Annotated in this window: 11 protein-coding genes; 1 reads left to right on the top strand and 10 read right to left on the bottom strand. The window is 71.7% G+C overall.

The window, feature by feature from the left end; all coding sequences use genetic code 11:
* Positions 1–100 precede the first annotated feature (100 nt).
* Positions 101–1,732 (top strand): copper resistance CopC family protein, encoded by a 1,632-nt coding sequence (locus LXN57_RS35320; protein ID WP_251802572.1) that lies wholly within the window; start codon positions 101–103, stop codon positions 1,730–1,732.
* Here LXN57_RS35320 and LXN57_RS35315 read toward each other — a convergent pair.
* From LXN57_RS35315 to LXN57_RS35270, 10 genes are all read right to left on the bottom strand, one after another.
* Positions 1,713–2,555: an alpha/beta hydrolase gene (locus LXN57_RS35315; RefSeq protein ID WP_251802571.1), complete on the bottom strand. Its 843-nt coding sequence runs from the start codon at positions 2,553–2,555 to the stop codon at positions 1,713–1,715. The genes LXN57_RS35320 and LXN57_RS35315 overlap by 20 nt on opposite strands.
* 65 nt (positions 2,556–2,620) lie before the next feature.
* Positions 2,621–3,691, bottom strand: coding sequence for a polyprenyl synthetase family protein (locus LXN57_RS35310; protein ID WP_251802570.1), 1,071 nt, complete (start codon positions 3,689–3,691; stop codon positions 2,621–2,623).
* Positions 3,688–5,046: an alkaline phosphatase family protein gene (locus LXN57_RS35305; protein ID WP_251802569.1), complete on the bottom strand. Its 1,359-nt coding sequence runs from the start codon at positions 5,044–5,046 to the stop codon at positions 3,688–3,690. Before LXN57_RS35305 ends, LXN57_RS35310 begins: the two co-directional genes overlap by 4 nt.
* The gene (eboE, locus tag LXN57_RS35300; RefSeq protein ID WP_251802568.1) at positions 5,043–6,146 is read right to left on the bottom strand and encodes a metabolite traffic protein EboE; all 1,104 of its coding nucleotides are present in this window, start codon (positions 6,144–6,146) and stop codon (positions 5,043–5,045) included. The genes LXN57_RS35305 and eboE overlap by 4 nt, the downstream gene beginning before the upstream one ends.
* Positions 6,146–6,997 carry a TatD family hydrolase gene (locus tag LXN57_RS35295; RefSeq protein WP_251802567.1) on the bottom strand — a complete coding sequence of 284 codons (852 nt, stop codon included), beginning with the start codon at positions 6,995–6,997 and terminating at the stop codon, positions 6,146–6,148. The genes eboE and LXN57_RS35295 overlap by 1 nt, the downstream gene beginning before the upstream one ends.
* Positions 6,997–7,539 (bottom strand): EboA domain-containing protein, encoded by a 543-nt coding sequence (locus LXN57_RS35290; RefSeq protein WP_251802566.1) that lies wholly within the window; start codon positions 7,537–7,539, stop codon positions 6,997–6,999. The genes LXN57_RS35295 and LXN57_RS35290 overlap by 1 nt, the downstream gene beginning before the upstream one ends.
* On the bottom strand, positions 7,536–8,360 hold the full coding sequence (locus tag LXN57_RS35285; RefSeq protein ID WP_251802565.1) for a sugar phosphate isomerase/epimerase family protein: 825 nt from the start codon (positions 8,358–8,360) through the stop codon (positions 7,536–7,538). Before LXN57_RS35285 ends, LXN57_RS35290 begins: the two co-directional genes overlap by 4 nt.
* Positions 8,357–9,346 (bottom strand): SCO3242 family prenyltransferase, encoded by a 990-nt coding sequence (locus tag LXN57_RS35280; protein ID WP_251802564.1) that lies wholly within the window; start codon positions 9,344–9,346, stop codon positions 8,357–8,359. The genes LXN57_RS35285 and LXN57_RS35280 overlap by 4 nt, the downstream gene beginning before the upstream one ends.
* Complete coding sequence (locus LXN57_RS35275) at positions 9,333–10,475, bottom strand: inositol-3-phosphate synthase (RefSeq protein WP_221381400.1); 1,143 nt, start codon at positions 10,473–10,475, stop codon at positions 9,333–9,335. The genes LXN57_RS35280 and LXN57_RS35275 overlap by 14 nt, the downstream gene beginning before the upstream one ends.
* A 21-nt stretch (positions 10,476–10,496) precedes the next feature.
* Positions 10,497–12,200 (bottom strand): ThuA domain-containing protein, encoded by a 1,704-nt coding sequence (locus LXN57_RS35270; RefSeq protein WP_251802563.1) that lies wholly within the window; start codon positions 12,198–12,200, stop codon positions 10,497–10,499.
* Positions 12,201–12,228 lie beyond the last annotated feature (28 nt).

The following is a 12,228-nucleotide window of genomic DNA, read 5'->3' as shown; positions in this document are numbered from 1 at the left end:
ACGATCGGGGCGGCGACGTCGGCCCGGGCAGAACTTCGGTCTGGCGAATAAAAAGATCTCGATGTCTTGACTAAAGCTTCCGTTCTCCGAGGATGGTGCGATGGGACTCTTCCACCGAGTTGTCCTCGCTTCCGCCGCGGTCCTCGCCGTCGTGTTCGCCGTGCCGTCGCCGGCCTCCGCGCACGGCACGCTTGCCATGTCGAACCCGGTCAGCGGTTCGACGGTGAGCTCGCCGCTGATGAGCGTGGAGCTGTTCTTCACCGAGAAGGTGCCGGACAACGCGTACTTCACCGTCACCGCCCCCAACGGCGGCCGCGTCGACAACGGGTGGGAGCACGCCGGGCCGCGACCGCTGGACAAGCCGGTCACCGAGTACTTCATGGAGGGTGGGAAGTTCGAGCCCCGGCAGTACACGACCGGCTTCCCGGCCCGGGTTCGCATCGCCCACCTGCCGGTGACGGGGGAGTACAAGGTCGACTATCAGTCGAAGGCGTCGGACGGCGACAGCGTGCACGGGACGGTGAACTTCAAGTACACCGGGCCCGTCACGCCGGCCCCGGCCGGGTGGACGCCGCCGACCAGTCAGGCCGATCCGGCGCTGACCGGCGGCGCCGCTTCCGTCGCACCGAGCGCAACCGCTGCCGCTGCACCGGCGGCCGCGCCGACGGAAGAGGATGGCGGCACCAACTGGCTCGGGTGGATCGGCGGGGTGGCGGTCTCCTTGGCCGCGGTGGCCGCGGTTGTCGCCTGGCGACGGCGTACGCCTGCCGGCGCCCCGCGAAAGGGCAGTGCGCCAAAGGGCAGTGCTGCGAAGGGCAGCACGGCTAAAGGCGCTCCCGGTTCGGTTCCCGTGGTGCCGATCGCGGTCGGCGCTGTCGTTGTGGCGCTGATCGGCGGTTACGCGCTGGGCCGCTCGACCGCCGCACCGCAGCAGACCGCGGCCGCGCCGAAGCCGGTGGCCCCCGCGGCGCAAACCATGGCGGGACACCAGCACAGCGGCGGCGACGGTGGGCCAGCCACAGTGGAGGCCGCCGGAACCACGGTCAGCGCGGGCGGCTACACCCTCCAGCCGGTGCGGCGCTCGCAGCCCGCGGGCCGCGCGGTCGACTACGCCTTCCGCATCGTCGGCGCCGACCGCCAGCCGGCCACCCGCTTCGCCGTCGTGCACGACAAGCCGCTGCACCTCGTCGTCGCCGGCCGCGACCTGGCCGGCTTCCAGCACCTGCACCCCACGATGTCACCCGACGGCCTGTGGTCGGTGCCGCTGGCGCTGCCCCGCTCGGGCGCCTACCGGATCTTCGCCGACTTCACCGTGGCCACCGCCGGCGGCGCCACCACCCCGCTGGTGCTGGGCGTCGACCATTACGTGCCCGGCGCCACCACCGAGACCGCGTTGCCGCCCGCTGCGACTCAGGCCGATGCCGGTCCGTTCACGGTCACCATGGAGGGCGCCCCCAAGACCGGTTCGACCGTCCCGATCTCGTTCCGGGTCGCCCGCTCCGGCGCACCCGGCCCGGCGACGCTCGAACGCTATCTGGGCGCCTACGGCCATCTGGTTGTGCTGCGCGAGGGCGACCTCGGCTACGTCCACGTGCACCCCGACCCCGAGCTGGCCGACGGCGCGATCCGCTTCAACGTCTCGGTGCCCGGCGCCGGCCGCTACCGCGCGTTCCTCGAGTTCCAGGTGGCGGGCAAGGTCGACCGGGCCGAGTTCACACTGGATCTGACCTGACGGCGGCGGCCAGCCGCGGATCGGCCAGGAGCGTGACGTGGTTGGCTTCGACGCGCTCGCTGATCAGCCGGGGCAGCAATGCCGCCGCCCCTGCCAGCGCCGCGTCGCTGAGAAAAGGCACAGCACCGTCGTGGGCTCCGTGGCTCGCCGCCAGCAGACGCACAGGGACGCTCATGTCCCGTACGGCCGGAAGCGTCGCCGCGCCGGTCAGGCTGTCCACCGCATCGGCGACGAGCCGCCGCCGGTCGACCCGAGCCCGCCCGTTGCCATCGAGCAGATAGGCGGCCCATCCCCGCACCACCGGCCGCAACTCGGGCCGTCCCCGCACAGCCTTGCCCTCGGCGACCGCCAGGAACGCCTCCGCGCTGCGCCACCGCCGTCGCAGCAGCAGCCCCTGCACGGTGAAGATCGCCCGCACGACCGGCCGTGACAGCAGGAGTGACGGATCGGGCGGCACGCCCCCGTCGGCCAGCACCACCTTGCGAACCCGTTCCCCCAGTCCCGCCGCGACCAGGGGCGCCAGAAACGCCCCCATCGAATGCCCCACGAGGGTGACATCGCTCAGCCCGAGGTCGTCCGCGAGCGCCACCACTGCCGCGGCGTGCCCGGCCAGCCCGGCCCCGGCGGAGGTATGCAACGAGCCGCCCCGCCCGGGCAGATCCGGAGCCACCACCCGGTAGCACGGCACGGCACCGGCGAGCGCCGCCCAGACCTGCGAGGTGCCGGTCAACCCGTGCAGGGCCAGCACGGTGGCCGTCGCCCCCGGATGCCACTCGGCACAACTCAGCCCGGCCACCACCCGCCGCGCCGCGTGCTCCGTCATAGAGTGATCATCGCATCACTGCAGGTGAATCTCTCCCGTCCCCGGCCGGCGGCAGCCCCTGACAGTCAGTTGGATCGGTCGACGGCTGCGGTGGCCAGGTCGGTGAGGGCGGTTCGGACGAAGGGCGGCAGCGGGGCGGATGCCAGGGCGGTCAGGGCGGCGTCGGCTCGTACCCGGATCATCTGTTCTATCTGGTCGAGGGCTCCCGTCTCGACGATGATGGCCCGCAGCTGTTCGGCGCCGGCGGCGTCCAGGTCGGGGTTGCCGAAGAGGGTGGCAAGCCGGGCCGCCTGGTCGCGGGAGGCGGCGGCACGGGCCAGGGCCATCATCACCGTGGGCTTGCCCTCGCGCAGGTCGTCCAACGTGGACTTGCCGGTGACGGTGGGGTCGCCGAAGACGCCCAGGACGTCGTCGCGCAGCTGGAACGCGTCGCCCAAGGGGTCGCCGAAGTCGGTGAACGCCGCGTACAGCGGGCGCGGCGCGCCGGCCAGCCAGGCGCCGATCTGCAACGGCCGGGTCACCGTGTAGCGGGCCGACTTCATCCGGATCACGGTCAGCGCGCTCGCCACCGAGCCGTCGCCCACCCCGGACACCAGATCGAGGTACTGCCCGGCGATCACCTCGGTCCGCATGAGGGCGAACGCCGCGTAGCCCTGGTGGATCTGTTTCGGGGGCAGGCCGCACTCGTGGAACATCTGCTCGGCCCACGCCGCGCACAGGTCGCCGCAGAGCAGGGCCGTGTTGCGGCCGAAGGCCAGCGAGTCGCCGCGCCACGAACGCCGGTGGTGCACGGTGGCGAAGAAGCGGTGCATCGACGGCTGGCCCCGGCGCCGGTCGCTGCCGTCGATGATGTCGTCGTGGATGAGCGCGAACGCGTGGAACAGCTCCAGCGCAGCCGCCGCGTTGACGACCTCGTCGCAGTCCTCGCCGCCGCCACCGCGCCAGCCCCAGTAGCAGAACGTCGGCCGCAGCCTCTTGCCGCCGGCCAGCACGAACCGGCGCAGGCTGTCGAGCGCGCCGCGGGGGGCGCCGTCGGGCCAGGCCGGGTCCTGCCGGTCGATGAAGGACGCGAGCGCGGTGTCGAAGCGCTGGCGCAGGTCGGCGGCGGCCGGCGGGCGGGTCGCCTCGAGGGTCATGACAACCCCGCCAGACCGAGAAGCAGGGCCTTGACCTCGGTGGCCTCAATTCTCATCCGTACGGCGGAAGGATCGGAACACAGCAGCACCGGAGCGTCCGCCGCGTCGTCGGGCAACCGCCCGTGCGAGCCGCGGATGGCCCGCGCGCCCGCGTCGAGGCCGACCGGGCTCATCACGTAGCGCAGCCCCAGCTTCTTGCGGGCCACGGCCGTGATCGCCCGGCGCTTGGCCGCCGCCGGGTCGGCCGGGTCGAAGAGCAGCTCGGCCGGGTCGTACCCGGGCTTCCGATGGATCTCGACCGAGCGCGCGAAGTCCGGCGCCCGCGCGTCGTCGAGCCAGTAGTAGTAGGTGAACCAGGCGTCCGGATCGGCGACGAGCACGAGTTCCCCGGCCCGGTCGTGGTTCAGGCCGTACTCGGTCTTGCCGGTCTCGTCCAGCACCTCGGCCACGCCCGGCAGCGCCTCGCACAACTTGGTCACGGCGGCCACATCGGCCGGATCGCGGACGTAGACGTGGGCCACCTGGTGGTCGGACACGGCGAAGGCCCGCGACACCCACGGGTCGAGGTACTCCATCCCGTCCTGCGTGTAGACCTCGAGGAGGCCCTCGGCCCGCAGCATCCGGTTGATGTCGACCGGCTTGCTGACGTCGGTGATCCCGTACTCGGACAGCGCGACCACCGTGACATCCGTCCGGTCGAGCAGCGGCGCCAGCACCTCGTCGAGGGCCGCGGCCGCCGCGGCCGCCTGGGGCGACGACGGCCCGTACCGCTGAAGGTCGTAGTCGAGATGCGGGATGTAGACCAGGGTGAGGTCGGGCCGGCGGGTGTCGAGCAGGTGCAGGGACGCGTTCACGATCCACTGCGACGACGGCATGCCCGCGCCCGGCCCCCAGTAGGTGAAGAGCGGGAACGTCGGCAGCTCGTCGTGCAGTTCGGGCGGGTACGTGTAGCAGTCCGGCTCCTTCCGCCCGTCCGCCCGGTAGATCGGCCGCGGCGTGATGGTCCAGTCGACCTGCGCGCCCATCGCGTACCACCAGCACACGTTGGCCACGGTGTAGCCGGGCGTGACCTTGCGGGCCGCGTCCCAGATCTTCTCGCCGCCGACCAGCGCGTTGTGCTGCCGCCAGAGGAACACCTCACCCAGCTCGCGGAAGTACCAGCCGTTGCCGACGATCCCGTGCCCGGACGGCAGATCGCCGGTGAGGAAAGTGGACTGCGCGGAGCAGGTGACGGCCGGCAGCACCGTGCCGAGCTGAGCCTGGAAGCCGCGGGACGCCAGCGCCCGCAGGCGGGGCATGTGTTCGAGGAGCCGCGGCGTGAGCCCGACGACGTCCAGCACCAGCAGCTGTGTCATCGCGCGGTCACCTCCGCCGCCAGCAGGTCGCGGGCGAAGGCCAGCTCGGCCGCGATCCCGCCCACCAGCCCCGCTGCATCGGTCGGTCGCTGGGACACCGGCAACACCCCCCAGGTGTACGTTTCGACGTCGTAGTGCTCGCAGTCGGTGCGGGCGAGCAGTTCGTGGATGGCGTTGCGCAGCACCGGAACGGTCGAGCTCAACGGCGGTTCGGGCAGCGCGTGCAGCGGTACGTGGTAGTGGATGCGCCACGGCCCGGGCAGTTGCTCCCGCAGCGCCAGGTCGAGGTCGTCGGTCGCCCCGCCGAGCGAGGTGCGCGTCTGGTGCAGGAAGCGCGGTTCCACGTACGCCCGCAGCACCTCGGCCGCGGCCACCGGATCGTCCGTCTGCAGGGCCGCTGACACCTGCACCTTCACCACCGGCACCCCGGCCGCCGCCAGCCGGTCGAGCGCCTCCGCCGGCTGCTCCCACGCGCAGGCCAGGTGGGCCAGGTCGAGGCAGACGCCCAGCCACCGGGTGTCGACGTTCCTCAGCAGATCGGCGGCCTGAGTGGTGTTCTCGATGACGCAGCCCGGCTCCGGCTCGAAGCCGACCCGGATCGTCCGACCGGTCTCCGCGGCGATCTTCTCGAGCCCGTGCGCGAGCTCGTCGAGGTGCTGCCGGGCGACCGACTCGCGGGACTTGTCCCAAGGGGTGCGCCAGGCCAGCGGCAGCGTCGAGATCGACCCGTACGCCGCCGTCTCCGGCATCAGATCACTGAGCACCCGGGCCAGGTCGAGCGTGTAGTCGAGGCGGTCGCGTGAGGTCCAGTCCGGGTAGTAGACCGCGTGCTTGACCACCGGCGCCTGGAACGCCTCGTACGGGAATCCGTTGAGGGTGACCACTTCCAGCCCGCGCGCGTCGAGTTCGGCCCGCAGCCCCCGGCGCAGCGCCGGGTCGTCGGCCAGGGCGGCGGCGACCGGTGCGGCCAGCCACAGCCCGAGCCCGAGCACGTCGGCCCCGAGCCGTTGCCGGATCGGCTCGGCGTACGTGTCGAGCTGCTCGATGATCCCGGCCAGATCCTCGGCCGGGTGCACGTTGGTGCAGTAGCTCAGATGCATCAGCTGCCTCCGCGCAGGATCGAGTTGCCGGCGAACGTGGCCCCGGCCTCGGCGAGGTCCGTGAGGTCGAGCCGCCCCGACTGCCCGTAGAACTCGACCGGGTTGCGCCACAGCACCCGGTCGACGTCGTCCTTGTCGAAGCCGCCGGCCAGCATCGCCTCGGCCGTGCGCACGGTGAGCAACGGATCCGACTTGCCCCAGTCGGCCGCCGAGTTGACCAGCACCCGCTCGACGCCGTACTCGCGCAGGATCGCCACCATCCGGTCCGGTGACATCTTCGTGTCGGGATAGATGGAGAAGCCGGCCCACAGCCCCGCTTCCAGGGCGGCGGCCACGGTCACCTCGTTGAGGTGGTCGAGCAGCACCCGGCCCGGGTCGATGCCCGACTCCTGCACCACGTCGATGCTGCGCCTGGTGCCGCGCGCCTTGTCCCGGTGCGGGGTGTGCACCAGCGCCGGCAGCTCGTGATCGAGGGCCAGGGCCAGCTGCGCCGCGAACACCTCGTCCTCGGCCGGCGTCATCGAGTCGTACCCGATCTCGCCCACCGCCACCACGCCGTCCTTGGCCAGATAGCGCGGCAGCAGGTCGAGCACCGGACGGCAGCGCGGATCGTTGGCCTCCTTGGGGTTCAGCGCGATCGTGGCGTGGTGCCGGATGCCGAACTGCGAGGCGCGGAACGGCTCCCAGCCGATCAGCGAGTCGAAGTAGTCGGTGAACGAGCCCGGGTTGGTGCGCGGCTGGCCGAGCCAGAACGCCGGCTCCACCACGGCCCGCACCCCGGCCTCGGCCATCCGCTGGTAGTCGTCGGTGGTGCGCGACGTCATGTGGATGTGCGGATCGAAGATGCGCATCAGTCCTCCTGGAGCCGATCGAGCAGGGCGGTCGCGTCGGGCGGCATGTCGCGGCCCGCGGCGTGACGTTCGTGGGCGAAGGCGCGCAGCATCGCGCCCAGTTCGGAGTCGGCGCGTTCGTGCAGCCGGTGCACGCTGCTGAGCGGTACGCCCATGAACACGCACTTGAGCACGGCCTGGCGCCACGCCTCTTGGCTGAGCCGGTCCGCGTACGGTCCCAGCGCCGCCGCCACCAGCCGGGTGTCGTTGGTGCGCAGCGCGTCCTCGAGCAGCGGAACGGCGCTGTCACCGATCGGCAGCAGCGGCAGCGCCTTCAGCACGGCCAGCTTCTCGGCCGTGTCCCCGTACCGGTAGATCTCGTGGATCTCGGCCGGCGGCACCGCAGCCAGCATCAGCGCGCGGGCTGCCTCGTCGGTCGCCCACCCCTCGGTGAGCGGCTCACGTCCGTAGCGACGGCCCGCCGCCGGAAACAGGGCCGGCACGTCGGCCGGCTGGAAATCGTCGACTTTCAGGAAGGTGCGTAGCTCATCCAAGGTGGTCATCCACGATCTCCTGCCTCTTTGGCGGCGTCGCGCAGGAAGTCCAGGGACTGCGCGGCGATCGTCGGCGCCGCGTGCGAGTGGCGGGGCAGTTCGACCGAGACGAGCCCGTGGTAGTTCGCTTCGAGCGCCGCGAGCACGGGCGGGAAGTCGATCTCACCGGTGCCGAACTCGAGATGCTCGTGCACCCCGCGCCGCATGTCGTCGATCTGCACGTTGACGAGGTGATCGGCCACCGCGGTGACACAATCGGCCACCGACAGGTCCTCCAGGCAGCGGCAGTGTCCGATGTCGAGGGTGATGCCGAAGTTGGCCGGCTTCCGCAGGTCGTCATACAGCCGGCGCCAGTCCGCGATGTCGTTGACGAGCATGCCCGGCTCCGGCTCGAAGCCCAGCGTGACCTGGTTCTCGGCCGCGAAATCGACGACCTGCCGCGTCCTGTCGACCAGCCGCTCCCAGCGCTCCGGCGCCCCGATCCCGGCCCAGAACGAGACGGCCTCGGCGCCCAGATCGGCTCCCACCCGCACCGCCCGGCGCAGGTATTCGAGACGCTTCTCCGGGTCGTCGTCCATCAGGGTGGGGGAGTGCTTGCGCCACGGGTCGAGCAGGTAGCGGGCGCCGGTCTCGATGACCACGGCCAGGTTTCGCCGGCCGAGCTCGGCCGCGACCTCGGTAGTCCGGCGGGCCAGGTCGGGGCCGAACGGGTCGAGGTGGTTGGTGTCGAGGGTCAGCGCGACGCCGTCGTAGCCGAGGTCGGCGATGACGGCGAAGGCCTCGGACAGGCGGTGGTTGGTGAAACCGTTCGTGCCGTAACCGAATCTCATGTGGGCGACACCTTTCGCGCCAGGCGCCGGGCCAGCGGCGCGACGAGAGCGAGTCCGAGGCCGTACGCGGGGGAGCCGGACTTGGCGGCCAGAGCGCCCTGCAGTCGGGGCAGATCCGTGATGCCCGCGCCGACGGCGGCCCGGATCCGGCCGGCGGAGGGATCGGCGGCGGCGCGGAGCTGGGCGCGGCCGTATCCGGCCAGGTACCAGGCGGCCAGCGCCCCGGTGGCGAGAGTTCGGGCGTTATCCACAGTTCGGCGTTGTCCACAGGCGGCTGCGCGAAACCGACCGTTCTCCGGCGATAATGTCCGAGGGGGCTCCCCCTTGGGAGGGTGGGCTCCGTGGTGGGCTCGGGCGTGATCAACTCCGGCCTGACCAGCACGTGACGCGGCCGCTGTCACGGCCGCAGCCAGCCCCGCCGTGCCGGCCAGCGTGCTCAACGGCAGAGCCGGCGTCGCCCCCGAAACCTCGTGTCGTGACAGCGCAGTCACCGTGTACGTATGGGCGGCCACCGTCAACGCCGACGGCACGGCCCGCCGCAAGTCGCCCCCGGTTGCGCCGAGCAGCACGTCCAGTCCCCGGCAGACGGCCATCATCGGCGGCCCGACCGCAGTGTTCTTGGCCCACAGGTCGTACGCCCAGACCGCCGCCGCCAGCGGCACAGCCACCGCCGCGGCCCGCTTCCCGCCGGCCAGCGCGGCCAGTCCGACCCCGGCCGCGGTCAGCCCGGCCGCAGTGAGCAGCGCCTGCCCGGGCCGCACCCGCCCCGATGGGATCGGCCGTCCGGGCCGTTCGTGGGCGTCCAGTTCACGGTCGGCCCAGTCGTTGGCGGCCATCCCGCCCCAGTAGAGACACACCGACGCCGCCGCCAGCCCCGGTGTCGACCGGCCCAGCCCGCCGGCTGCCGCCGCCCCGGCCACCGTGTCGCCGGGGACGGACAGCGCAGCCGGCGCCCGGACCAGCTCGGCCAGGTCACGCAGGCGCATGGAGCCCCCGTACGAAGCCGACCAGCGCCGCCCACTGCTCGGCCAGCGCGTGCGGCACCTCGCCGATCGGATCCTTGAAGAAGAACGCCAGGTCGGTCAGCGCCCCGCCCCGGCCGGCGGCGTGCGCGGCCGCGGTGAGCCGGGCCAGGTCGAGCACGAGCGGCGCGGCCAGGGCCGAGTCACAGCCGTGCCACGAGAACTCCATCCGCATCTGGGTGCCGAGGAAGCCGCTGAACGTGATCAGGTCCCACGCGGTCTTGAAGTCGCCGATGTCGTCGACGTACTCGATGTGGCTCGTGCCCTGCGGCTGGTAGCCGAGGGTTTCGGCCAGCACCCGCTGCTTGCTGGTGGCCTTGGCGGCGTTGGCGGCCGGGTCGGCCAGGTTGGCGCCGTCGCCGCCGCCCAGCAGGTTCGTGCCGGACCAGGTGCGTACGCGCAGATGCCGCATCGCGAACATGGGCGCCAGCACCGATTTGACCAGCGTCTCGCCGGTCTTGCCGTCGTGACCCGCGTACGGCAGCCCCTCCCGGTCGGCCAGCTCGCGCAGAGCCGGCAGCCGGGCGCCGGTCGAGGGCGTGAAGTCCACGTAGGAGCAGCCCGCGGTGAAGGCGGCGTAGGCGTAGAGCGAGCTCGGCGGCAGCACCTGCCCGCCGGTCGCCAGGGCCGTCTCGAGCGCCGCCAGCGTCTCGTGCTCCGGCCCGGCCGGGAAGATCGGCTCGGTGGACGAGACGTTGACGACCACGACCCGTTCCAGGCCGCGCCGCCGCCGGAAGTCGTCGATGTCCTGGGCGATCAGCCGCGCGACCTCGAGCTGGGTCTCGGCCGACGGCACGGGCCGCAGCTCGCGCTGCAGCCCGGCCAGCTGGTCGGCCACGGCTGCCGCCGGGCGTGCGGGAAGCACGCCGGCGGCGACCAGGTTCTCGACCTTCTTCTCGAGGGTGATGTCGCTGATGTCGTGCCCGCCGAAGGCCAGCTCGGCCAGGCCCGGCAGGGCCGGGCCGGCCAGCTCCGGCAGCTCGGTGACGCAACCGAGCGGCTCGGCGAGCCCGGCGCGTAGTGCGGTGGCCCCGACCATGCTGGTCACTGCCACAGATCCTCGTGCTCCGATCAACCACACGCCGGTCGTCATCCGAACCCCTTTCGGTTGGTGCTAGTTGCCGTAGACCTCGAAGGTGAAAAGGGAGTAACCCCACTGGGTGGCCCGGGTGGTGCCGAGCACCCTGACGTACCGGGCCTGTGCGTTGAGCCCGGTGAGATCGTCCTCGCCGCCGTTGCCCCCGGTCACCGACCGCGCGGTGGTCCAGGTGCTGCCGTTGGCCGAGGTCTGGATCTGGTACGCCGACCCGTAGGCGGCCTCCCAGAGAAGGCGTACGCGGGAGATGTTGTAGGTAGCGCCCAGGTCGACCTGGACCCACTGCGGGTCGCCGAACGCGCTCGACCAGCGGGTGCTCGTCGAGGCGTCCACCGCGTTGGCGGCCGGGTAGCTGGCGTTCTCGACGCTGGAGGCCGTGGCCGCCTTGCCCTGGGCCAGGTTCGTCACCGGCGGCTGCCCGGTGAGCTCCTTGACCCGGATGTTGCGGAAGGCGGCCTGGTCGCCGGCGCCGTGGTTCTGGATGCCGATGTAGCCGTCCAGGTTACGGGCCGGGTCGGTGTTGGTGAAGTCGTTGACCAGCTTGCCGTTCAGGTAGACCCGGATGCGCTGGCCCTCGACGAGCAGCTCGTAGCTGTTCCACTCGCCGGCCGGGTTGAGCGCGGCGTCGCGGGCGGCGACGTCGGCCGACTTGAACGTGTAGATGGCGCCGGTGGTGCGGTCGACCGCGTCGGTGGCGTCGATCTGCACCTCGTAGCCCTGGTTGACGGCGACCCACGGGTCGTTGTTCGGGTTGGGGAAGCCGACGAAGATGCCCGAGTTGCTGTCGCCGGTGAGCCGCCAGTCGGCCTTCAGCGAGTACGACGTGAACTGCTTGGCCGAGTACCAGTAGAGACCCATGCCGCCGGTCGAGCTCAGCGTGGCGTCGCTGTTGGTGAAGCTGCCCGGCCCGGCTTGCGTCCAGCCGGTGGTGCTGCCGTTGTAGATCGCGGTGTAGCCGGTCTCGGGCCGGCAGTCGGCCTTGGCCCGGTTGGCCGCGTAACGGATTCCGCCCAGCAGGTGGCTGCGGAAGTTCGCTTCGGCGTACGAGGCCTGGGTGTGCCCGAAGCCGGTGTACCAGGACCGTCCGCTGTCGACGGTCTTGCACCACGAGATCGGGTGGTCGGCGCCCATGTTGCCGCCGGAGTACGTCGACTCGTCCAGCGTGGCCAGCACGGCCGCGCCGCTGCGGGGGTTGGTCCGGTAGTTGTACAGCTCGTCGCTGCGCGTCCACGACTGGGGCAGGTGCGCGCTGCTCGGGTGTGCCCGGTTCTGCACCCGGGCGGTGACCGTCTGGATAGCCGGGTGCGAGTGGAAGTACGCGCCGACGAGGTTGCCGTAGAAGGGCCAGTCGTACTCGGTGTCGGCCGCCGCGTGCACCCCGGCATACCCTCCGCCACCCCGCACGTACGACTCGAAAGCCGTTTGCTGCGTGGCGTTGAGCACGTCGCCGGTGGTGTTGAGGAAGACCACCGTCTCGTACTGGGCGAGGTTGGCCGTCGTGAACGCGTTGGCGTCCTCGGTGGCGGTGACCGTGAAGTTGTTGGCGGCGCCCAGATCGCGGATCGTCTGGATGCCGACCGGGATCGCGTCGTGGCGGAACCCGGCTGTCTTCGAGAAGACAAGGACGTCGTACGGGGCATCCGCTGCTATCGCCGGGGACGCCGTGAACGTGCAGGCGGCGAGGGCGACCATGGCCGCCGTGCCGGCTATCAGCTTGCGCATGAAACCTCCTGTGCTCGGGGAGAGTGGG

This window comes from Paractinoplanes hotanensis (assembly GCF_023717965.1).
Classification (GTDB): domain Bacteria; phylum Actinomycetota; class Actinomycetes; order Mycobacteriales; family Micromonosporaceae; genus Actinoplanes; species Actinoplanes polyasparticus.
This window is presented reverse-complemented; position numbering and strand designations above follow the sequence as displayed.

What these genes read in the sequence shown, in the direction of transcription:
- LXN57_RS35310 (WP_251802570.1), bottom strand. Translation starts at nt 3,691, where the DNA reads ATGACCCTCGAGGCGACCCGCCCGCCGGCCGCCGCCGACCTGCGCCAG.
- LXN57_RS35275 (WP_221381400.1), bottom strand. Translation starts at nt 10,475, where the DNA reads ATGACGACCGGCGTGTGGTTGATCGGAGCACGAGGATCTGTGGCAGTG.
- LXN57_RS35295 (WP_251802567.1), bottom strand. Translation starts at nt 6,997, where the DNA reads ATGCGCATCTTCGATCCGCACATCCACATGACGTCGCGCACCACCGAC.
- LXN57_RS35285 (WP_251802565.1), bottom strand. Translation starts at nt 8,360, where the DNA reads ATGAGATTCGGTTACGGCACGAACGGTTTCACCAACCACCGCCTGTCC.
- eboE (WP_251802568.1), bottom strand. Translation starts at nt 6,146, where the DNA reads ATGCATCTGAGCTACTGCACCAACGTGCACCCGGCCGAGGATCTGGCC.
- LXN57_RS35315 (WP_251802571.1), bottom strand. Translation starts at nt 2,555, where the DNA reads ATGACGGAGCACGCGGCGCGGCGGGTGGTGGCCGGGCTGAGTTGTGCC.
- LXN57_RS35280 (WP_251802564.1), bottom strand. Translation starts at nt 9,346, where the DNA reads ATGCGCCTGCGTGACCTGGCCGAGCTGGTCCGGGCGCCGGCTGCGCTG.
- LXN57_RS35320 (WP_251802572.1), top strand. Translation starts at nt 101, where the DNA reads ATGGGACTCTTCCACCGAGTTGTCCTCGCTTCCGCCGCGGTCCTCGCC.
- LXN57_RS35305 (WP_251802569.1), bottom strand. Translation starts at nt 5,046, where the DNA reads ATGACACAGCTGCTGGTGCTGGACGTCGTCGGGCTCACGCCGCGGCTC.
- LXN57_RS35270 (WP_251802563.1), bottom strand. Translation starts at nt 12,200, where the DNA reads ATGCGCAAGCTGATAGCCGGCACGGCGGCCATGGTCGCCCTCGCCGCC.
- LXN57_RS35290 (WP_251802566.1), bottom strand. Translation starts at nt 7,539, where the DNA reads ATGACCACCTTGGATGAGCTACGCACCTTCCTGAAAGTCGACGATTTC.